Origin of the sequence: Sphingobium sp. SA2 (assembly GCF_032227065.1) — a bacterium.
In the GTDB taxonomy this organism is placed as follows: Bacteria; Pseudomonadota; Alphaproteobacteria; order Sphingomonadales; family Sphingomonadaceae; genus Sphingobium.
In genome coordinates this window covers 1,920,583-1,941,251 of record NZ_JAPMXX010000006.1, presented here as the reverse complement: position 1 = coordinate 1,941,251, position 20,669 = coordinate 1,920,583, and the positions used below count along the sequence as shown (strand labels likewise).

The window sequence follows — 20,669 nt, the reverse complement described above, 5'->3', positions numbered from 1 at the left end:
AGGCCCGCCCGCCATCCTCGACCAAAGTTGGAGGGACTTGCGACCATGGTCCGCCTTATCCTTCCCCTGCCCCGACCCGCATGATGCAAGCATGGCCGGATCGCCACACCCCTTCGCAGAAAGGGGCGACCGGCGGGGAGAGGATGAATGATGACGAATAGAGCATTCATAAATCTAAGGCGTGGGATTGCGATGGGGGCGATGGCGGTGGCTATCGTCAACGCCCCTAGTGCTATGGCACAGACGGCGCGCGAGGCGGAGCTGGAAGCGCGGCTCAACCAGCTGGAAGCTGCGGTATCGGCGCTGCGCAGCGAATTGACGCAGGCGCGCGCCGAACAACAGACATCGACGCAGATCGCGCAGAAGGCCGACAGCCGCGTCGCGACGCTGGAAGCCAAGCCAGCGTCGGACGGCTTCAAGGTCGGTTCCACCACCTTCAAGCTGGGCGGTTTCGTCAAGGTGGTCGGCAGCGCGACGCGCTATGATGATGGCGCGGTGCCGGGCGGATCGCTGGGCAAGGAATTCTACCTGCCGCAGCAGATTCCGGTGGGCGGGCAAAGTAGCCGCGACATCATCGGCCATGCGCGCCAGACGCGGCTGTCGTTCAGCACCTCCACGCCGCTGGGTGGCAAGGAGATTAAGAGCGTGGTCGAGTTCGACTTCGCACTGGCGGCCGCGCCGCTGGGCGCGCAGCGGGCGACCAACCCCTATACGCCGACCTTTCGCCGCGGCTTCATCAGCTATGGCAACTGGCTGATCGGGCAGGAATGGACGACCTTCCAAAACCCCGGCCATCTGCCCGAAACCACCGATTTCGTGGGACCGATGGACGGCGCGATCTTCGTGCGGCAGATGATGGTGCAGTATAAGCAACCGCTGGGCGGCGGCTTCGACCTCTATCTGGCGGCGGAAAATCCGCAGACCGAGACGGAGACGACGACCGCCCCTGCCCTGGTGGACAATGACCAGGATCGCATTCCCGATCTCGTCGCCAAGCTCGCCTATAAGGGCGCGATCGGCGAACTGCATGTAGCCGGGCTGGTGCGGCAATTGTCGGTGCGCAACAATGGCGTCGGCGACACGGCGATGGGCTGGGGCATCACGACGGGCGGCAAGATTCCGTTCGGGCCGGAAGGGCGCCACGACCTGCGCTTTCTGGCCACCTATGGCCATGGCATGGGCCGCTACTTCACCGTCGGCTATGCGCCCGACGCCATCTACGACAGCGCGATCGGCAACCAGTTGCATGTGGTCGACAATGTCGCTGGCTTTGCCGCGCTCAAGCTCGGCTGGACGCCGACGATCCGGTCGACCTTCATGGTCGGCTATCAACATGCCGACTATCCCGGCGGCATCCTGCTGCCGGATCTGGCCAACAAGGCGGCCTATAGTCTGGCCGGCAACCTGTTCTGGTCGCCGGTCAAGAATCTGGATTTCGGGATCGAATATCGTCATGCTCAGCGGGAAGTCGTCAGTGGCCTGAAGGGCCAGATGGACCGTGTCGAGATGGCCGCGAAATATACATTTTAAGGGAGAGGGCAGATGGCGACAACATATGATGACGGCCAGCCAAAGCGCAGCGTGACGGGGCAGAATGAGAAGCTCGTCATTGCCGCGTCATCGCTGGGCACGGTGTTCGAATGGTATGACTTCTATCTTTATGGCCTGCTGGCCACCTATATTTCGGCGCAATTCTTCTCCGGCGTGAATGAGACGACGGGGTTCATCTTTGCCCTCGCCGCCTTTGCCGCCGGTTTTGCGGTGCGGCCGTTCGGCGCGATCGTGTTCGGGCGGATCGGCGACATGGTCGGGCGCAAGAATACGTTTCTGGTCACCATGGGCATTATGGGCCTGTCGACCTTCGCGGTCGGCATCCTGCCCAACTATGCCAGCATCGGCGTCGCGGCGCCGGTCATCCTGCTGGTCCTGCGTCTGGCGCAAGGCCTGGCGCTGGGCGGCGAATATGGCGGGGCGGCAACCTATGTCGCCGAACATGCGCCGGAGGGGAAACGCGGCCTTTATACCAGCTGGATCCAGACCACCGCGACCTTCGGGCTGTTCGCCGCGCTGCTGGTGGTCATCGGTTTCCGCTTCGCGCTGGGCGAGGAAGCCTTTGCCGCCTGGGGCTGGCGTCTGCCCTTCCTGATCTCGATCTTCCTGCTCGGCGTGTCGATGTGGATCCGCCTGCAGCTCAACGAAAGCCCCGTCTTCCAGAAGATGAAGGACGAAGGCACCACGTCGAAGGCACCGCTGACCGAAGCGTTCGGCAAATGGGGCAATCTGCGCTGGGTCATCATCGCGCTGTTGGGTGCGGTCATGGGTCAGGCGGTGGTCTGGTATGCCGGGCAATTCTATGCGCTCTTCTTCCTGGAAAAGACGCTGCGGGTGGATGGGGCGACGGCCAATATCCTGATCGCCATCGCGCTCGCGCTGGCTACCCCCTTCTTCGTCTTCTTCGGCTGGCTGTCCGACAAGATCGGCCGCAAGCCGATTATCCTGGGCGGTTGTGCGCTGGCGGCGATGACCTACTTCCCGCTGTTCGGGGCGTTGACCAATGCAGCCAATCCCGCGCTGGCGGCGGCGCAGGCCTCCGCGCCTGTGACGATCGTTGCCTATAAGCCCGAATGTTCGTTCCAGTTCGATCCGGTCGGCAAGAACAAGTTCGACACGTCGAGCTGCGACGTCGCCAAGACCTATATGGCCAAGACCGGGGTCAGCTATGACAATGTCGAAGCCGCAGCAGGCACGCCTGCGGTGGTCAGGATCGGCAGCGTCAGCCTGACCGCGCCCGATGCCGCCACGTTGGCGGGACCGGACAAGAAAGCGGCGATCGCGGCCTATCAGGCGCAGTTGCAGGCAGGGCTGGTCGATGCGGGCTATCCGGCCAAGGCGGACACCGCGAAGATCAACAAGGTCGCGGTCGTGGCGATCCTGTGGGCGCTCGCGATGCTGGTGACGATGGTCTACGGGCCGATCGCCGCGATGCTGGTGGAACTCTTCCCCAGCCGCATCCGCTACACGTCGATGTCGCTGCCCTATCATATCGGCAATGGCTGGTTCGGCGGCTTCCTGCCGACGACGGCCTTCGCGATGGTCGCGGCGACCGGGAACATCTATTACGGTCTATGGTATCCGGTGGTCGTCGCAGCCGCCACGGTGGTCATCGGCCTGCTGTTCCTGCCGGAGACGTTCAAGCGCAATATCGACGACTAGTACAGCGACCCGTACAATGGTTGAGAGGGCGGCCGCCAATAGGAGGCCGCCCTTATTTTATGTCGCGCAGGCCGCGCCCGACTAACGTCGAATGGCCTTTCCTACGGATTTGCGGCAGGATTATTTCCAACATGGGAGAGAAAATCATGGCCCAGGCCTATCTCGACGCACAGATGCGCAGTCAGGACGATCGCGAAGCCTATTGGCTGGACGCGGCGCAGGCGATCGAGTGGCAGGTGCCGCCGGTGCGCGCCTGGACCGAGGGCGAAGGCTGGTTTGCTGGCGGCCTGATGAACACATGCCATAATGCGGTCGACCGCCATGTCGCGGCGGGGCGCGGCGACGAACTGGCGCTGATCTATGAAAGCCCGGTGACGGATACGCGGCTGACCTTCAGCTTTGCCCAGTTGCAAAACGAGGTGGCGCGCACGGCGGGCATGATCGCCGCCCAAGGCGTCGGCAAGGGCGACCGGGTCATCCTCTATATGCCGATGGTGCCGCAGGCGGTTATCGCGATGCTGGCCTGCGCGCGGATCGGCGCGATCCATTCGGTGGTGTTCGGCGGCTTCGCCGCACCCGAACTCGCCAAGCGGATCGACGATGCGACGCCCACCTTGCTGATGACGGCATCGTGCGGGATCGAGGGCAGCAAGGTCATCCCGTACAAGCCCCTGGTGGACAAGGCGCTGCAAATGGCGACCCACCGGATCGAGCGCGTCATCCTGCTGCAACGGCCGCAGGCGATCGCGCCGATGCAGGAGGGGCGCGACTTCGACTGGGCGGACACACTGGCAGAGGCGCAGCCGGTCGAGTGCTTGGCCGTCGAGGCGACCCATCCGCTCTATATTCTCTATACGTCGGGCACGACCGGCACGCCCAAGGGCGTGGTCCGGCAGAATGGCGGTCATGCGGTGGCGATCGCCTGGAGCATGGCGCATATCTATGGCATCCGTCCGGGCGAGGTTTTCTGGGCGGCGTCCGATGTCGGCTGGGTCGTTGGGCATAGCTATATCGCTTATGGCCCGTTGCTGGCGGGCGCGACGACCTTGTTGTTCGAGGGCAAGCCGGTGGGCACACCGGACGCAGGCACCTTCTGGCGGACCATTGTCCGCAACGATGTCCGCATCTTCTTCACCGCGCCGACCGCGATCCGCGCGGTGCGCAAGGAAGACCCGGAGGGCGACTATATCCGCCAGATCGGCACGGGGAATCTGCGCGCGCTGTTCCTGGCGGGCGAGCGGGCCGACCCGGACACGATCCATTGGGCCGAAGCGCAGCTCAACCTGCCGGTGATCGACCATTGGTGGCAGACGGAATTGGGCTGGCCTGCGCTCGCGACCTGTTTTGGCCTGGGCGATACGCGGCGCAAGGCAGGAAGCGCGGGCTTCCCGGTGCCGGGCTATGGCTTTCGCGTGGTGGACGATGGCGGCGTGGACGTCGCGCCGGGCGAAACGGGCAATGTGGTGATGACGCTGCCGCTGCCGCCGGGCTGCTATGCCGGATTGTGGAATAACGAGGCGGGTTTCGCCAAGGCCTTTGCCGGTTTCCCCGGCCATTATGAGACGGGTGATGCAGGCCATGTCGATGCCGATGGCTTCGTCAACATCATGGGGCGCACCGACGACATTATCAATGTCGCGGGCCATCGCCTGTCGACCGGGCAGATGGAGCAGATCGTCGCCTGTCATCCGCTGGTGTCCGAATGCGCGGTGATCGGCGTGGACGATGCGTTGAAAGGCATGGTGCCGATGGCCTTCGTCGTCGCGCGGACAGGTGAGTGGGACGCGGCGACGCTGCGGGCCGAGATCATCAAGGCGGTGCGCGACGAACTGGGGCCAGTGGCGGCTCTGAAGGACGTGCATATCGTCGGCGCGCTGCCCAAGACGCGGTCAGGCAAGATATTGCGCGCGGCGCTGCGTCAGGTCGCGGCGGGCGAGACGATGGCGATGCCCGCGACGATCGAAAGCCCGGCGGCGCTGGAGGCGATCATGGAAATTTTCGCGAAGGTGGAGTGAGAGCGGTGGCGGGAGTCAGACTGACTGACCCGCCGCCCAGCCGCTGGCCCAGGCCCATTGGAAATTATAGCCGCCAAGCCAGCCAGTGACGTCCACCGCTTCGCCGATGGCATAGAGGCCGGGCATCTTGGTCGCCTCCATCGTGCGCGACGACAGGCCAGCGGTGGCGATGCCGCCGACGGTCACTTCGGCCTTGGCATAGCCCTCCGTCCCGGTCGGGGCGAAGGGCCAGTCGTGGAGGCGGGCACCAAGCTGGCGTAGCGCTTTGTCGGAGAGATTCCCCATTTCGCCTTCAAGTCCGACCCGCTCCAGCAACGCGTCGGCGAGCCTCTCGGTCAGCGCCTGCCCTACCACCTTGCGTAAGGAAGCGCGGGGGCGGTCGCGCTTTGCCTGGATGAGCCAGTCGGCATCGAGGTCGGGCAGGAAATCGACCTGAATGGGGGTGCGGTGCTGCCAATAGCTGCTGATCTGAAGCATGGCCGGACCCGACAGGCCGCGATGGGTGAAGAGCGCCGCCTCGCGAAAGCGGGTCTTGTTCCAGCGCACTTCGACCGGAGCGGACACGCCCGACAATGCCTGGAACAGCGCGTCTTCTTCGCCCAGCGTGAAGGGGACGAGCGCGGGGCGCGGCTGGACGATGGCGAGGCCGAACTGTCGCGCGACATCATAGGCAAAGCCGGTCGCGCCCATTTTGGGGATGGATGGCCCGCCGGTCGCCAGCACCAAGGCGGGGGCGCGATGCTCGACCGCGCCCAGCTTGACCCGGTAGAGGCCGTCGCCATGGGCCACGTCACCCACCGGCTGCGCCAGTGCCATGGTGACGCCACCGATGGCACATTCCTCTTCCAGCATGGCGACGATCTGCTTGGCGGAGCCGTCGCAGAATAATTGCCCCAGCGTCTTTTCATGCCAGGCGATGCCATAGCGATCGACAAGCGCGATGAAATCCTGCGCGCTGTAGCGGCCCAGCGCCGATTTGGCGAAATGGGGGTTGGCGGACAGATAGCGGTCGGCGGCGGTGTGGATGTTGGTGAAATTGCAGCGACCACCGCCGGAAATGAGGATCTTCTTGCCCACTTGATCGGCATGATCAACCAGCAGCACGCGCTTGCCCCGCTGGCCCGCTGTCGCCGCGCACATCATCCCCGCCGCGCCCGCGCCCAGGATGATCGCGTCCCAATCCGCCATTATCGGACTCGCTTGAGGCGCACCAGCGCCTCGTCCAGCGCGGAGAGGAAGCGCGATCGGTCGGCCTTGCCGAACGGGGGTGGCCCGCCAATCTGATCGCCGCCCGCGCGCAAGTCCGCCATGATCGCGCGGGTCGCGATGGCCGCGCCGATGGAGCTATTGGTGAAGGGTTTGCCGTTGGACGAGATCACCACCGCGCCAGCCTTCAGGCAGCGATCGGCGAGCAGGATATCGGCGGTGATGCACACGGTTCCCGCGTCCGCCCGCTCGGCGATCCAGTCATCGGCCGCATCGAAGCCGTCGCTGACCACCACCCGGTCGAGCAGGTCATGCGGGGGGATGCGGATCGGGCTGTTGCTGACGATCGTCACCGGCACGGCATGGCGGAAGGCGACCTTGTAGATCTCCTCCTTGACGGGGCAGGCATCGGCATCGACCAGAATCTTCATGGAAGGCGCGATAAGCCGCCGGGCGAGGCGAGACAATGGTCGCCGCGCTAATTTCGGATCAGGCTATTCCCCGCCCGCTCAATCCAGGACGTTGGGTAGATCCTCGAAGCCCTTGCGCAGCGCAGCGCTCCAGCTTTGCGAGATCATGGCGAATTCTTCATTATCGGCTTCGATGCGGGTGCGGACGCGGAAGTCGTAGGCGTCGGTGGGGATGACGGCGAGGTCGAGCGGCATGCCGACCGAGAGGTTGGAGCGCAGGGTCGAGTCCATCGAGACAAGCACCGCCTTGGTCGCATCCTCCAGGCTGGTTTCGCGGGCGATGATGCGGTCGAGGATGGGCTTGCCATATTTATGTTCGCCGATCTGGAAGAAGGGCGTGTCTTCGGTCGCTTCGATGAAATTGCCGGCGGAATAGACGAGGTAAAGGCGCGGTTTGCCGCCGCGACGCTGGCCTGCGATCATGATCGAGGCACTGGCGCCCGATCCGCCCATTTCGATACTTTCGCGATAGCGGGTCTGCATCGCGCGCATGGCGTCGCCGACGATCTGGGCCACGCGATACATGGTGCTGCAATTGAGGATGGTTTCGATCTCGGGGTCGAGCTTGGCGTCCTTGATCGCCTTGCTGAGCGTCGCCTTCACCCCTTGGGTGATCGACAGATTGCCCGAACAGAGCAGGGTGATCGCGCGTTCGCCCGGCACGACATAGGTGAAGCTCTTACGAAAGCGGGCGATATTGTCCATGCCCGCATTGGTGCGGGTATCGGACAGCATGACCAACCCCTGGTCCACGCGCACCGCCACACAATAGGTCATTCCCCGCAGGCTCCCGAAATATCTGACTCAACCCTGTAGACCGGGCGGCGGACTATTTTGCTGTTGTTGCCGTTGCAACTGCCGTTCCTCGATCCCGTCATCCGCCTGCGCGATACGGACGTCCGCGTCAATCGTGATATCGCCCGCGACCAAGATGGTGCCCCGGATCGGTGCTGCGTCGTCGGCATCCAGGCCGCTCGCCACGCGCAGATAGCGTTCGGTGACGCAGACGCGGTTGGAGGGGTCAAAACCGACCCAGCCAAGGCCCGGCACCAGCGCTTCGGCCCAGCCATGGGTTTCGTGCAGTTCATTGCCTTCGCTGGTCAGCAGATAGCCCGACACATAGCGGGCGGGGATGCCAAGGACGCGCGCGCCGGCGATGAAGATCTGAGCATGATCCTGGCATACGCCTGCGCCCAACTGAAAGGCCTGCGCCGCGGTGGTGGCCGATGTGGTGACGCCGGCGCGATAGGCGACCGCGTCGGTGACGGCAGCGGCCAGCGCGTGGAGCCGGGCGAGCGGTCCATTGCCGTCGGGCAGCGCCAGGGCCATGGCGGCGATGGCGTCGGATGCGCGGGTGAGCGGCGTGTCGCGCAGGAAATAGAGCGGGTTCACGCGGCTGATCGGGCCGCCGACGACGCCATGGGTTTCGCGCGTTTCCACCAGGCCTTCAGCGACGATCACCGCTTGGCCGAGCTGATCGTGTCGGACCCACAGCGCCTCCATCTCGCCATTGCTGTTGCGGTGAAAGCCGGTGACGGGGGCGTCATTGACGCTGACCTTCCAGTCCAGCACCGTCTGCGCGGGCGTGTCGACCGGCATCAGTTTCAGCCGCATCACCACCCGCCCCGCCGACGGATCGTAGGAATAGATGGTCTGATGCCGGACCAGCAATTTCATCGCGAGCGCCCCCTCCCCCGATCAGCCGAAATGATAGGTCTGGGCGATTTCGATGCCCAACTGGTTGGTCATCGCCAGCCCCTGCTGCACCGTTTCATGCAGGCCGAAGCGGAAGATTTCGCCGCTGTCGAGCTGTTCCAGCGCGCTCACCATCTGTTCGATCGTGTCGTTGCACGGGCCGCGCTTGTCATGCCAGCCCGACAGGCGGTTGAGCCGATAGGCGAGCTGGTCATAGCAGAAGGCGACGCTGCGCGGGAACATGCGGTTGAGCATCAGGAAATCGGTGATCTGCCAAGGGGTGTAGGTGCCGCCATAGACATGATGATAGGCGCGCGCGCCGGACAGGGCGTAGAGGACCGAGGTCCATTGATAATGGTCGCGATTGCCGCCGATCACTTCGGTTTCGGGCAGCAGGACATAATATTTGACGTCGAGCAGCCGCAGCGTCATCTGCGCCCGCTCGAGCGCCGAGCCGCAGCGCAGGAAATCGTGGCCTTCGTTGCGCAACTGTCCGGAATGAGTCGCGCCGCGGAAGGTCATGACGCGGGTCTTGACCCAGTCGATGAGCGCCGGGAGTTGCTGGCGGGCTTCGCCGACATCATAGCTGTCGAGCTTGCGCCAGCCATCGTTGAGCGCTTCCCACATGTCCTGCGTCAACATGGTGCGGGCCGACTTGGCATTGGCGCGCGCCTTGGCGAGGCAAGAGCGGATCGAGCTGCTATTGTCGAGGTCGAGCATCAGATAGGCGACGGCGTCGCTTTCGGTGACGGTCGATCCTTCAGGAAACTGGTGGCCGCAGCCTGCCGCGCGGACGACCGATCGCCATTCGTCGCGATGATGCGCGCCGGGCAGAATCGCCATGCGCTGGCCCATGGTGAGGAGGCGCGCGGTGGCCTCCGCCCGCTCCATGTAGCGCGCCATCCAGAAGAGATTTTCGGCGGTCCGGCTCAGCATGGGATAACCTCAAAAACTGCGTTCTTAAAGCCCCTCCCCTTCAGGGGGGGGGTTGGGGTGGGGCTTCCCCGCGCGCTGCGCCAGTGGCCCCCCCCGGCCCCCGGCCCCCCCTGAAGGGGGGGGGTTGTCGCGCCGCCCCATCAATCCTGCAACACCCAGGTGTCCTTGACCCCGCCGCCCTGGCTGGAATTGACCACCAGCGACCCTTCGGTCAGGGCCACGCGGGTCAGGCCGCCGGGGACGAGGCGCAATTGCTTGCCGACCAAGCAATAGGGGCGGAAGTCGGCGTGGCGGCCGACCACGGCGGCGGGGCCGAGAGTCGGGACGGTCGACAAGTCGAGCGTCGGCTGGGCGATGAATTCCTTGGGATTGGCGCGGATGCGATCGGCATAGGCGGCGACCTCATCCTTGGTCGATTTGGGACCGATCAACATGCCGTATCCGCCCGACCCATGGACTTCCTTGGCCACCAGCTCGTGCAGATGTTCCAGCACATAGGCGCATTCGTCGGGCTTGCCGCACTGCCAGGTCTGGATATTGTCGAGGATCGGCTTTTCGCCGAGATAGAAGCGGATCATCTCCGGCACGTAGATATAGACCGCCTTGTCGTCGGCGATGCCCGATCCGGGCGCCGAGGCGAGCGTCACCCCGCCCTTGCGATAGACGTTGAAGATGCCGGGGACGCCGAGCAGGCTGTCGGCGCGGAAAACGAGCGGGTCGAGATATTCATCGTCGATGCGGCGGTAGATCACGTCCACCGCCTTTGGCCCCAGCGTGGTTTTCATCCACACCCGGTCATTGTCGACGAACAGGTCGGCGGGTTCGACCAGCTCGACGCCCATCAGGTCGGCGAGGAAGCTATGCTCATAATAAGCGCTGTTGAGCGAGCCGGGGGTGAGGACGACCACGACCGGATCGCCCTTGCAGGCGGGCGGCGCGACTTCCTTGAGGCTTTTGAGCAATTCTGCGGGATAATCATCGACGGGCGCGACGATCCCGGCGGCGAACAGTTCGGGGAACATGCGCGTCATGATCTCGCGATTTTCGAGCATGTAGGACACGCCCGACGGGGTACGGCAATTATCCTCGAGCACTTCGAAACTGCCCGGCCCCGTGCGCACGATGTCGATGCCGACGATATGGCTGTAGACTTTGCCGGGCGGGGAAAAGTCCGCCATTTCGGCGAGATAGGCGCTGTTCTTGTAGATGATGTCGGCGGGCATGATGCCGGCCTTCACGATCTCGCCGCGATGATAGACATCGTGCAGGAAGGCGTTGAGCGCGCGGGCGCGCTGGCGGATGCCCTTGTCCAGCACGCGCCATTCCTGCGCGGTGAAGATGCGCGGCAACAGGTCGAAGGGGATCAGCCGCTCCGGGTCGCCGCCCTCGCCATAGACAGCGAAGGTGATGCCGATGCGGCGAAAGATCGCCTCTGCCTCATCCAGTCGACGGTTGAGCCCGGATATGCCCGTTCGTTCCACCCATTTCTGCACTTCGGCGTAACAGGCGCGTATCGAACCATCAGGCTCAAACATTTCGTGGAAGGGCAAGTGGACGTTCCTCCCTCGGCCAGGACGGCCGGTTGTGCGTCGCAACATTAGGACGTGGGGCAAAAAGGATTGCAACAGAAAAATGACACGGATCGGGCGATTTCATTATTCCTTGCGCCAGAGCGAGGATCGGGCAGAAGGCGGGGCATGAACAGGATGATCGGCGGGCCGCTGGCCGCCATGCTGGCGTTGACCGCCTGCGCCTCGACCGTGCGCGAGCAGATCTACCGCGCCGACGCCGCGCCGGTGCAGGTCGCGCAATGGACGAAAACGGCCCCTGTGGCCCTGCCGGTGCGAAGCGAGGACGGCCTGGCGCTGAGCGGCTATTATTGGCCGGGCGACCCAGCCGACCGCGACGTCATCCTCTTCTTCCACGGCCGGGGATCGCATCAGGGGATCGGCGCGCGCTATGCCGAACATCTGGCGGGCAAGGGCGACCATGTGGTCGTGGTGTCCTATCGCGGCTTTGGCGGCAATCCGGGCACGCCGACGCAGGCCGGGCTGGTGGCGGACGGGCGCAGCTTCGTGGCGGCCGCGCGCGATCTGGTCGGGCCGGATGCGCGGCTGTTCCTGGTCGGCCATTCGCTGGGTGGCGCGGTGGCGCTGCATGTCGCGGCGACGGTGAAGGTGGCGGGGGTCGTTACCCTTTCGACTTTCGACAAGCTGGAGGAATCGGCGCCCGGCGGCGTCGGCCTGCTGCTGCCTGACAAATGGAATAATCTGGACGCGGTGACGAAGATCGGCGCGCCGTTGGTGATGATACAGGGGTCCGCCGACGACCGGATCGACATGGCGCAGGCTGATGCGCTGTTCGCTGCTGCTCGTGCGCCTGCCGCCCTGCTGACGGTGCCGGGCGCAGGCCATAATCCCAACATGGCGGAGCTTGGTCCGATGGTTAGCGCGGCGATCGGCGCGATCGATTCGGGCGCGATGGCGGGCTATCCAGCCACGCTGCCAGCGGGTTGGCGCGTGCGGCGCAAATAATCGCAAAAACCCCCGTTGACCGACCCGCCGCCGCTGCGTATAGCGCCGCCTCACCGCAGGGCCATGTTGTCTTGCGGAGCCCCAAGGGGCGGAGTAGCTCAGCTGGTTAGAGCAGCGGAATCATAATCCGCGTGTCGGGGGTTCAAGTCCCTCCTCCGCTACCATTTTTCAGATAGTCAGATGTTCCCACGCATACCCAGTGTGTGGACGCCGGACATCGTCAGCGCGCGGCAAGTGCCGCGCGCCGCCGGGTTCAGCCCGGTATCGACGCACCGAAGAGCAGCATGGGGTCACCCGGTGGTGACAGCGCGATCTCGCCGCCCGCGCCAGTCACCAGCGCGCGCACCATCCAGGCTGCCGCTGTCCGCGATGCCAGTCCCTCGATCGGCAAGGTGCCGGCCAGCGCCGCGCGCAGATCGGGGTCGAGCACGACCTTTGGCCCCTCGCCGCGCACCACGATCTCGGTCACGCCCGGCCGCACTTCCGCGCCGATGTCGAGTTGCCCGCCACGCACCAGTGCGTCGCCCGCGATCAGCGCCAGGTTGAGCAGCACCTTGACCGCCAGCTTGCCCAGCATCTGTTCATCGACCATCCAGCCGACCTTCACCCGACCGGTGGTGACGAACATGCCCTCGATCGCGACCCGCGCTTCATGAGGCGGCACCACATCGCCGAACCCGCCCGCAGAGCCGAACGCCAGGCGAAAGAATTTGAGCTTGTTGGCCGACGTTCGCGCGCTATCGCCAAGCAGCTCCAGGCAACGCTGGCGCATTTCCGGGTCCGTCTCGTCCGCCATCAGTTCCAGGCCATTGTTGAGCGCGCCGACCGGACTGAGCACGTCATGGCACAGGCGCGAACAGAGCAGGCTGGCGAATTCGATGCTGTCGGTCGGGTTGGTCATGCGGGGTCTGGATCGCCGGATAGTGGTCAGGAAAATGGGCTCTCACGGCTAATGCGCTGCCCCGCCGCGCGATGCAACCCCGGCTCGCCGCCTTTCCCTCACCTTATGTCGAGCAACGCCTCCGCGAACGCCACGGTCCCACCCTGCCCCGGCTGCGCGCGCCACAGACGCACCTCCTTGCCAGCCACGATCAGCCATAGCGTTCCATCGGGCATCGCACAGGCCGCGTCCGTGGCGGACGGCACAGCGACGCCCGACGGGTGCGAGTGATAATGGCCAATCACGCTCGGTCCGCCCGACCGCGCCGCCCGGTGCGCAGCGATCAGCACCGCCGGGTCCAGTTCGAAATGGCGCGCCGGGTCTGCCGCGACATTGGCCGCCGGAGCGATCGCCTCTATCCGCCCGGCCTGGCCCAGCAACAGCCCGCAAATTTCCCCATCGTCCGCCGCTGCCAGCGCCACGATCCGGTCACGTAACAGGCTTGAAATAGTCACGCTCATGCCTACATCCCTAGCCAATGGCCGCGGGGGTTTCCATCATCGAAGCAATTATCGACGCGGGCCAGCATGGCCAGCGGCTCGACCGCGCGCTTGCCGACCTTTTGCCCGACCTGTCGCGCGAACGGATCAAGGCGCTGATCGGCGAGGGGCATGTCCGCGCGACGGACGAGACAATCAAACTCAGCGCCTCGATCAAGGTTACAACCGGGCAGCGTTTCGCGATCACCCTCCCGGCCCCCGTGGCGTTGGATGCGGTGGCGCAGGATATTCCGCTCACCATCGTCCATGAAGATGCCGACCTGATCGTGGTGGACAAGCCCGCTGGCCTGGTGGTTCATCCGGCGGCGGGCAATCTCGATGGCACATTGGTCAACGCCCTGCTTCATCATTGCGCAGGACAGTTGTCGGGCATCGGCGGTGTGGCCCGTCCCGGCATCGTTCATCGCATCGACAAGGATACATCGGGCCTGTTGGTCGTTGCTAAGACAGACCGGGCGCATGAAGGCCTGTCCGTCCAGTTCAAGGATCACAGCATCGATCGTCTCTATGCCGCGATCGTCTATGGCCATCCCGTCCCGCCCAGCGCGACGATCGATACATGGATCGGCCGGTCCGACGCTGATCGAAAGAAAATGGCGGTTCATCGTGAGGGACGGGGAAAACGGGCGATAACCTTCTATAAGATAGAAGAACGGCTGACAGGCGCGGCGATGGTGGAATGTCGGTTGGAAACCGGCCGAACGCATCAGGTGCGCGTGCATATGGCGCACATCGGGCACCCCTTGATCGGGGATCCGGTTTACAGTAGGGATAGAAAAGGTTTCAAATCAATACTGGAAACGCTGGGTTTCAAAAGGCAGGCATTGCACGCCAAAACCCTCGGGTTCATACATCCAGTGACGGGCTCGCCCCTCCTGTTCCAAAGTGCATTGCCCATGGACATGCAGGAACTGTTAAGCGAGCTTAGAGTATAGGTTTCGACACGTTTGCGACGGCGATTTGGATGCCTCTTCTGGGTCCCGCCGCGCATGAAAGGGAAAGGTGAAGCGACATGGCCAACAAGAGCAATGTCCCCGCGGTGCCGGCGCTGGGCGGTGAAGCCAGCCTCAACCGCTATCTGTCGGAGATTCGCAAATTTCCGCTGCTCACCCCTGAGCAGGAATATATGCTGGCGAAACGCTATGAGGAACATCAGGATCCTGAAGCGGCGGCGCAGCTGGTCACCTCGCATCTGCGCCTCGTGGCGAAGATTGCGATGGGCTATCGCGGCTACGGCCTGCCGGTCAGCGAGCTGATTTCCGAGGGCAATATCGGCCTGATGCAGGGCGTGAAGAAATTCGAGGCCGAGCGCGGCTTCCGCCTGGCGACCTACGCCATGTGGTGGATTCGCGCCTCGATCCAGGAGTTCATCCTGCGGTCCTGGTCGCTCGTGAAGATGGGCACCACCGCGTCGCAGAAGAAGCTGTTCTTCAACCTGCGCCGGATGAAGAACAACATCGAAGCGTTCGAGGATGGCGATCTCAAGCCGGAAGACGTCACCAAAATCGCTACTGATCTCGGCGTATCCGAACAGGATGTCGTGTCGATGAACCGTCGCATGGCGATGGGCGGCGACACGTCGCTCAATGTGCCGATGCGCGAGGATGGCGAAGGTCAGTGGCAGGACTGGTTGCAGGATCATGACCCGCTGCAGGACGAGCGTGTGGCCGACGAGCAGGAGCGCACCCAGCGCCATGAAATGCTCGAAGAGGCGATGACCGACCTCAATGATCGCGAGAAGCATATCCTGGCCGAACGGCGTCTGGCCGAAGAGCCCAAGACGCTCGAAGAACTGAGCCAGGTCTATGGCGTTAGCCGCGAGCGGGTGCGACAGATCGAGGTGCGGGCATTCGAGAAGCTGCAAAAGGCGATGATGCGGATTGCCGGTGATCGGTTGGGCCAGATGGCGCGTTTCGCCGCTGCCTGACGGATAGCACTACCGACATTAAGAGGCTCCGGCGTAAAGCCGGGGCCTTTTTTGTGCGCGCGGGTTGAGCGGCGTGGCGGGAGTGCGTTACGCTCATGCCATGACCGCAAAACCCCTCCGCTCCCCCCGTCGCCGTTCGCGCTGGATCGTCCTTCCTTTCAAGATTATTCTCGGCTTTGTCGTCCTGTCGCTGTTGATGGTGGTGGTCTATCGGTTCGTGCCGCCGCCGGTGACCATCACGATGCTGCTCGATCCCAATGGCATCACCAAGGAGTGGATGCCGCTGGACGAGATGGACCCGGACATGGCCCGCGCGGCGATCGCCGGGGAGGATGGCAAATTCTGCACGCATCACGGGTTCGATGTCGATGCCATCACCAAGGCCGCGTTGAACAATGCCAGCGGCGGGCGCATCCGGGGCGGATCGACGATCAGCCAGCAGACGGCCAAGAATGTGTTTCTCTGGCAGGGCGGCGGCTTCGTGCGCAAGGGGCTGGAGGCCTGGTTCACGGTGCTGATCGAGGCAATCTGGGGCAAGCCGCGGATCATGGAAGTCTACCTCAACGTCGCGGAAACCGGCATCGGCACCTATGGCGCGCAGGCGGGCGCGATCCGCTATTTCAATCATGGCGCAGGCCAGTTGACGCGCGCGGAAGCCGCCCGCATCGCCGCCGTCCTCCCCCTCCCCAAGAAGCGCGCCGCTGTCGCTCCGACCGGCTTCACCCGCCGCTATGGCAATACGATCGCGGCACGGATCGGCGCGGTGCAGCGGGACGGGCTGGATAGCTGTTTGCGGTGACGCCCCCTCTTAACTTCGCATATTTCCCGCAGATTTCGACATAAAGTTGTGCGTGGCTGATCCTATCGGCAAGTGCGACCTGATGGGTGATAGCCTTTTATAGGCGGGCTTAGCCAAGTAGGACAGCGCGATTGCAGGCATAGAAAAAGGGCGGGGATTGCTCCCCGCCCTTTTCTGTTTTGTTGGTTCTGGTCGGATCAGAAGCTGACGTGCAGCGAACCCGATACCGCGCGTGGCGAACCGATCTGCACGAAGCCAGGGCTGCCATAAACACCCGTGGTCGTATTGACCGACTGGTTCAGACCACCGCCGAAACCGCCGACATAGAATTTGTCGAACAGGTTGCTGACGTTGAGCTGGAACCAAGTGTCCTTCGCACCGAAGCGAGCGAGCGAGACGCGGGCATCGAGATCGACCAGCGTGTAGGCAGGTGCCGCCGCGCTGTAGATTTCCACAGGCGTCAGAGCAGCCGCAGTGTTGCGGTAGGTCGGCAGGTTCGTGTCGTACACAAAGCGCTTGCCGGTGCGCTTCGCCTGAACGCCCAAGGTCACACCCTCGAAGTTGACCTCGGCGCGACCGCCCAGGGTGAAGACGGGGGCACCGCTTTCACGCTTGCCAGCCGTCGGGGCGAAAACTTCCGTCGTCACGCCGCCGGTGGTCACCTCGCCGATCACGATGTCATCCTTGATCTTCGACTTCAGATAGGAACCGAAGACGTAGAGGGTGAAATTCTCGATCGGCGTGTAGCCGATGCTGCCATCAAACCCGTATTTCTCCACCTCACCCAGGTTACGATAGACCGAAACGTTGAGTTCAGGGTCGAAGGCCGAGGCCAAGCGGTTCTTGTATGCGGTGTACCACAAGGTTGCCTGTGCCTGGAACTTGGAGGTCGAGTAGCGAGCACCAAGGTCGAAGCTGTCGGTCGTTTCAGGCTGCGGGTTCGCGCTTGCCGTATCCTGCGGGAAGAAGAAGGCGTTGTAGAGCGAGTCGGTGCCCGGTACCGACAGTCCCTTCGAATAGTTCCAGAACACGCTGGCTTCGGGCGTGATCTTGACGTTCAGGCCGACGTTCGGCAGCACCTTGTCATATTTATAGGTACGTTCCTGCGGTCCCGCCCATGTCGGACGCAAGGCAGACGTGTTGCCTGGAATTGCGCCGTCCGTACCGAAGCATTCGACGAAGCCGGCTGCGCTGCTGGTGAAGCAGTTGTTCTGCAGCTTGCGCTTGAAGAACGGTGCGCGAACGCCCGCCTGAACCGTCAGCATTTCGTCGAAGAATTTGCCGATATATTCGCCCGAAATCTGATGCAGGATCGCATAGGAGAGGCGATCACGCTTTTGCAGGATCGAACCGTTGACCGCGGTCTGCGGGTCATCGACGGGGAACACGTCCTGCGTTTCGCCGGTGCGACCCAGCAAGCCGACTTCGCCGGTCTGACGATGGCGGCCATGATCGAAGGTATAAGCCACGCGAACGCGGTTGTTGTCATCGATGTCGTACCGCAGCGAGCTGAGGACAGCGTAACGGTCAGTCGTCGTCTGGCTGGGTGCCAGCACATTGACCTGGTCGAGCAGATCACCGTCGCCATTCAGATCGCGACCGAAATAGGGTGCGCCACCGAAATAGCCCGCCTGTCCGACGAATGCCGAACCCGGATCGAGATCGTACAGAGCTTCACGCGCCGTTGCGGTGCCGCCGCCATTCGCCTTCACATATTGATAGCTGGGATCGACCGTCAGGGTCAGCTTGTCCGTCAGCGTGAAACGCGAGTTGATGCGGATATTGCCGGTGTTGGACGGGTTGAAACGATAGTCGAACAGGGTGCCGCAGCTACCCGCAGCATCGGCAACGCCAGCTACGCCCGTCGGAACGGTGCAAGGGGCGATGTTGTAGAAACGCTCATCCTTGGTGATGGGATAGCGGTTGGCCGAATTCGGTCCAGCGACACGGCCCTGGTCGGTATCGACGCGCAGGGGAAGCGAACCGAAGAAGTTGTTGCGGTTGGCGTTCCAATGGCCAGCGATCGAGACGAAATCGCCGTTGCTGCCAATCGGCTGATAAATCTTGGCGTTATACTGCTGCTTGTCAATCTGACCGAAATTGTTGAACACATTGTCGTTGCGCGTGGTCGAGGCCGAGAACCAAGCCTTGGTGCCGAACGGCGTGAACACACCGGTTTCAACGAGACCGAACAGGCGGAAGAAGTCATAGTCGCCGGCCGCGCCGACCATGGTAACCTTGAAATCGTCCGACCCGTTGATCGAGCGATAGTTGACGGTGCCGCCCGAAGCCGCCGCCGTCGGGCTATCGACATCGGTCGAACCGAGGTTGACGTTGATTTCGTTGATCAGTTCGGGGTCGAGCTGCTGGTTGGAATAGATGGCATAGTTGCCGGTATCGTTCAGCGGCATGCCGTCAAAGGTGAGCGACACGCGATCGGGACCGAAGCCGCGAATGTTCAGCGTACCACCGGCCGAGCCATAAGGATCGTTGTTCTGGAAGCTGACACCTGGGATCAGGTTGATCGCGTTCAGGATGCTGTTGCCCGAACCCTGCTTAGCGATGATTTCCTGGGTCAGGACGCCCTTGGCTTTGGTGGTGTCGGGCAGAACGACGCCGCCGACACCTGCATTGACGCGCGCGCCGGTGACGACGATCGTGTCTTCAAAATCCTGCGAACCGGTCGACTGCGCGAAGGCGGCGCCCGGAATGGCGACGGCGATGATCGCGGCGCTGCCCATTAGAAACTGTTTCATTTGACCCTTTTCCCTTTTTCAAAGGTGGCGCGTGGGCGCCTGTGCTGTGCTGTTCTCTCAAGCCGGGACCGCATTTGGCGGTTACTGGCGACGGCCCTGTGATGCTCTGATTGCAAATTTGTTACAATGCAGCATCCAGACTGTCACATTCCTCCACCACCCCGCGCCGTTGCGCTTGGGGACGCCCCGCCTCTGGCCATAAATCATTGCATTTTAGTGACTTAATGGTGCGGTGGGGACTTAGTTTGACAGTGGTGCAATTTTGCAACGCGGCAGGAATTTTTGTGCGCTGCACCCGCAGATCATAAAAAAGGGCCGACGATCGTGCGTCGGCCCCTTTTGGGATCAGTTATGGACAGGAAGACGTCAGGCGGCGTCTTCGGCCCGATTCTGCTTTTCGCTGAATACGCGGACCGGCTCTTTCTTGCCTGCGACCACTTCCTTGTCGACCACCACTTCGCCGACGCCCTGCATCGAGGGAAGATCGAACATGGTGTCGAGCAGGATCGATTCGAGGATCGAGCGCAACCCGCGCGCGCCGGTCTTGCGTTCGATGGCGCGCTTGGCGATCGCGGTCAGCGCGTCGTCGGTGAAGCTCAAGTCGACATTCTCCATGTCGAACAGCTTGCCATATTGCTTGACCAGCGCGTTCTTCGGCTCGACCAGGATCTTGACCAGCGCGGAGACGTCCAGATCTTCGAGCGTCGCGATGACCGGCAGACGACCGACAAATTCAGGGATCAGGCCGAATTTGAGCAGATCCTCCGGCTCGCTCGACCGCAGCAGTTCGCCAGTCTTGCGCTCTTCGGGCGCGGCGACATAGGCGCCGAAGCCGATCGACTTGGCTTCCAGACGGTCGCCGATGATCTTTTCCAAACCCGCAAACGCCCCGCCGCAGATGAAGAGGATGTTGGTCGTGTCGACCTGCAAGAACTCCTGCTGCGGATGCTTGCGCCCGCCCTGTGGCGGCACCGACGCGGTGGTGCCTTCCATCAGCTTGAGCAGCGCCTGCTGCACGCCCTCACCCGACACGTCGCGGGTGATCGAGGGATTTTCGGCCTTGCGGCTGATCTTGTCGATCTCATCGATATAGACGATGCCGCGCTGCGCCTTTTCGACATTATAGTCGGAGGCCTGGAGCAGCTTGAGGATGATATTCTCGACATCCTCGCCGACATAACCCGCTTCGGTCAACGTCGTGGCGTCGGCCATAGTGAAGGGCACGTCGAACGTCTTGGCCAGCGTCTGCGCGAGCAAGGTCTTGCCGCAACCGGTGGGACCGACGAGCAGGATGTTGGACTTGGCGAGTTCGACCTCACCCGGCTTCGAGCCATGGTTGAGGCGCTTATAATGGTTATGGACCGCGACCGACAGGACGCGCTTCGCCCGGTTCTGGCCGATCACATAATCGTCCAGCACATCGCAGATTTCCTGCGGGGTCGGTACGCCGCCATCCTTCTTGCCGACGAGACCGCCCTTGGTCTCCTCGCGAATGATGTCGTTGCACAGTTCCACGCATTCGTCGCAGATGAACACGGTCGGCCCCGCGATCAGCTTCCGCACCTCATGCTGCGACTTGCCGCAGAAGGAGCAGTAAAGCGTGCTTTTTGAATCGGAGCCGGTAAGCTTAGTCATTCGCCATTCTTTCTTCCCTGCCGCTTTGACGATCGACCTGATC

Annotated in this window: 17 protein-coding genes and 1 tRNA gene; 8 read left to right on the top strand and 10 right to left on the bottom strand. The window is 63.1% G+C overall.

Translation table 11 applies throughout. The annotated features are described in order from the left end of the window. Positions 1-234: 234 nt before the first annotated feature. From OVY48_RS17210 to OVY48_RS17200, 3 genes are all read left to right on the top strand, one after another. Positions 235-1,530: a DcaP family trimeric outer membrane transporter gene (locus OVY48_RS17210; protein WP_313923733.1), complete on the top strand. Its 1,296-nt coding sequence runs from the start codon at positions 235-237 to the stop codon at positions 1,528-1,530. Positions 1,531-1,542: 12 nt separating this feature from the next. Further along, positions 1,543-3,213 carry an MFS transporter gene (locus OVY48_RS17205; RefSeq protein WP_037480366.1) on the top strand — a complete coding sequence of 557 codons (1,671 nt, stop codon included), beginning with the start codon at positions 1,543-1,545 and terminating at the stop codon, positions 3,211-3,213. A gap of 146 nt (positions 3,214-3,359) precedes the next feature. After that, entirely contained in the window at positions 3,360-5,228 is a 1,869-nt protein-coding gene (locus OVY48_RS17200) for an AMP-binding protein (protein ID WP_313923732.1), read from the top strand. Positions 5,229-5,243: 15 nt separating this feature from the next. On the opposite strand, the gene OVY48_RS17195 is transcribed toward OVY48_RS17200, so the two are convergent. The 6 genes from OVY48_RS17195 to OVY48_RS17170 form a co-directional block, all read right to left on the bottom strand. Then, positions 5,244-6,416 carry an NAD(P)/FAD-dependent oxidoreductase gene (locus OVY48_RS17195; protein ID WP_313923731.1) on the bottom strand — a complete coding sequence of 391 codons (1,173 nt, stop codon included), beginning with the start codon at positions 6,414-6,416 and terminating at the stop codon, positions 5,244-5,246. Continuing rightward, a complete protein-coding gene (locus OVY48_RS17190; protein ID WP_313923730.1) occupies positions 6,416-6,865 on the bottom strand; it encodes a YaiI/YqxD family protein in 450 nt (149 codons plus the stop codon). The genes OVY48_RS17195 and OVY48_RS17190 overlap by 1 nt, the downstream gene beginning before the upstream one ends. Positions 6,866-6,943: 78 nt before the next feature. Further along, a complete protein-coding gene (locus tag OVY48_RS17185; protein ID WP_037476539.1) occupies positions 6,944-7,681 on the bottom strand; it encodes a peptidase in 738 nt (245 codons plus the stop codon). A gap of 27 nt (positions 7,682-7,708) precedes the next feature. Next, positions 7,709-8,581 carry a transglutaminase family protein gene (locus tag OVY48_RS17180; RefSeq protein WP_313923729.1) on the bottom strand — a complete coding sequence of 291 codons (873 nt, stop codon included), beginning with the start codon at positions 8,579-8,581 and terminating at the stop codon, positions 7,709-7,711. Between the two features lie 21 nt (positions 8,582-8,602). Next, positions 8,603-9,535, bottom strand: coding sequence for an alpha-E domain-containing protein (locus OVY48_RS17175; protein WP_037476537.1), 933 nt, complete (start codon positions 9,533-9,535; stop codon positions 8,603-8,605). Between the two features lie 140 nt (positions 9,536-9,675). Further along, positions 9,676-11,085 carry a circularly permuted type 2 ATP-grasp protein gene (locus OVY48_RS17170; protein ID WP_037476536.1) on the bottom strand — a complete coding sequence of 470 codons (1,410 nt, stop codon included), beginning with the start codon at positions 11,083-11,085 and terminating at the stop codon, positions 9,676-9,678. 147 nt (positions 11,086-11,232) lie between these two features. Here OVY48_RS17170 and OVY48_RS17165 point away from each other — a divergent pair, with 147 nt between their 5' ends. Both OVY48_RS17165 and OVY48_RS17160 read left to right on the top strand, forming a co-directional pair. Continuing rightward, positions 11,233-12,069 (top strand): alpha/beta hydrolase, encoded by an 837-nt coding sequence (locus tag OVY48_RS17165; protein ID WP_313923728.1) that lies wholly within the window; start codon positions 11,233-11,235, stop codon positions 12,067-12,069. 87 nt (positions 12,070-12,156) lie between these two features. Further along, a tRNA-Met gene (locus OVY48_RS17160) sits at positions 12,157-12,233 on the top strand. Between the two features lie 89 nt (positions 12,234-12,322). Here OVY48_RS17160 and OVY48_RS17155 read toward each other — a convergent pair. After that, on the bottom strand, positions 12,323-12,970 hold the full coding sequence (locus OVY48_RS17155) for a histidine phosphotransferase family protein (protein ID WP_313923727.1): 648 nt from the start codon (positions 12,968-12,970) through the stop codon (positions 12,323-12,325). A gap of 98 nt (positions 12,971-13,068) precedes the next feature. Further along, complete coding sequence (locus OVY48_RS17150) at positions 13,069-13,470, bottom strand: M67 family metallopeptidase (RefSeq protein WP_313923726.1); 402 nt, start codon at positions 13,468-13,470, stop codon at positions 13,069-13,071. A 17-nt stretch (positions 13,471-13,487) separates the two neighbouring features. Between OVY48_RS17150 and OVY48_RS17145 the strand changes: the two genes are divergently transcribed. The 3 genes from OVY48_RS17145 to mtgA all read left to right on the top strand — a co-directional run bounded on the left by OVY48_RS17145 (position 13,488) and on the right by mtgA (position 16,235). Next, positions 13,488-14,444, top strand: a complete 957-nt coding sequence (locus OVY48_RS17145) for an RluA family pseudouridine synthase (protein ID WP_313923725.1) — start codon at positions 13,488-13,490, stop codon at positions 14,442-14,444. Between the two features lie 77 nt (positions 14,445-14,521). Then, positions 14,522-15,436 carry an RNA polymerase sigma factor RpoH gene (gene rpoH / locus OVY48_RS17140; RefSeq protein ID WP_037474994.1) on the top strand — a complete coding sequence of 305 codons (915 nt, stop codon included), beginning with the start codon at positions 14,522-14,524 and terminating at the stop codon, positions 15,434-15,436. Positions 15,437-15,536: 100 nt separating this feature from the next. Continuing rightward, a complete protein-coding gene (gene mtgA / locus OVY48_RS17135; RefSeq protein ID WP_313923724.1) occupies positions 15,537-16,235 on the top strand; it encodes a monofunctional biosynthetic peptidoglycan transglycosylase in 699 nt (232 codons plus the stop codon). A 197-nt stretch (positions 16,236-16,432) separates the two neighbouring features. Here mtgA and OVY48_RS17130 read toward each other — a convergent pair whose 3' ends face one another. Then, the gene (locus OVY48_RS17130) at positions 16,433-18,991 is read right to left on the bottom strand and encodes a TonB-dependent receptor (RefSeq protein ID WP_313923723.1); all 2,559 of its coding nucleotides are present in this window, start codon (positions 18,989-18,991) and stop codon (positions 16,433-16,435) included. A gap of 366 nt (positions 18,992-19,357) precedes the next feature. Next, on the bottom strand, positions 19,358-20,626 hold the full coding sequence (clpX, locus tag OVY48_RS17125; RefSeq protein ID WP_037475001.1) for an ATP-dependent Clp protease ATP-binding subunit ClpX: 1,269 nt from the start codon (positions 20,624-20,626) through the stop codon (positions 19,358-19,360). Positions 20,627-20,669 lie beyond the last annotated feature (43 nt).

Coding starts and splice junctions, on each gene's coding strand:
- OVY48_RS17210 (WP_313923733.1), top strand. CDS start 235: ATGGCACAGACGGCGCGCGAGGCGGAGCTGGAAGCGCGGCTCAACCAG.
- OVY48_RS17205 (WP_037480366.1), top strand. CDS start 1,543: ATGGCGACAACATATGATGACGGCCAGCCAAAGCGCAGCGTGACGGGG.
- OVY48_RS17200 (WP_313923732.1), top strand. CDS start 3,360: ATGGCCCAGGCCTATCTCGACGCACAGATGCGCAGTCAGGACGATCGC.
- OVY48_RS17195 (WP_313923731.1), bottom strand. CDS start 6,416: ATGGCGGATTGGGACGCGATCATCCTGGGCGCGGGCGCGGCGGGGATG.
- OVY48_RS17190 (WP_313923730.1), bottom strand. CDS start 6,865: ATGAAGATTCTGGTCGATGCCGATGCCTGCCCCGTCAAGGAGGAGATC.
- OVY48_RS17185 (WP_037476539.1), bottom strand. CDS start 7,681: ATGACCTATTGTGTGGCGGTGCGCGTGGACCAGGGGTTGGTCATGCTG.
- OVY48_RS17180 (WP_313923729.1), bottom strand. CDS start 8,581: ATGAAATTGCTGGTCCGGCATCAGACCATCTATTCCTACGATCCGTCG.
- OVY48_RS17175 (WP_037476537.1), bottom strand. CDS start 9,535: ATGCTGAGCCGGACCGCCGAAAATCTCTTCTGGATGGCGCGCTACATG.
- OVY48_RS17165 (WP_313923728.1), top strand. CDS start 11,233: ATGAACAGGATGATCGGCGGGCCGCTGGCCGCCATGCTGGCGTTGACC.
- OVY48_RS17155 (WP_313923727.1), bottom strand. CDS start 12,970: ATGACCAACCCGACCGACAGCATCGAATTCGCCAGCCTGCTCTGTTCG.
- OVY48_RS17150 (WP_313923726.1), bottom strand. CDS start 13,470: ATGAGCGTGACTATTTCAAGCCTGTTACGTGACCGGATCGTGGCGCTG.
- OVY48_RS17145 (WP_313923725.1), top strand. CDS start 13,488: ATGGCCGCGGGGGTTTCCATCATCGAAGCAATTATCGACGCGGGCCAG.
- rpoH (WP_037474994.1), top strand. CDS start 14,522: ATGGCCAACAAGAGCAATGTCCCCGCGGTGCCGGCGCTGGGCGGTGAA.
- mtgA (WP_313923724.1), top strand. CDS start 15,537: ATGACCGCAAAACCCCTCCGCTCCCCCCGTCGCCGTTCGCGCTGGATC.
- OVY48_RS17130 (WP_313923723.1), bottom strand. CDS start 18,991: ATGAAACAGTTTCTAATGGGCAGCGCCGCGATCATCGCCGTCGCCATT.
- clpX (WP_037475001.1), bottom strand. CDS start 20,626: ATGACTAAGCTTACCGGCTCCGATTCAAAAAGCACGCTTTACTGCTCC.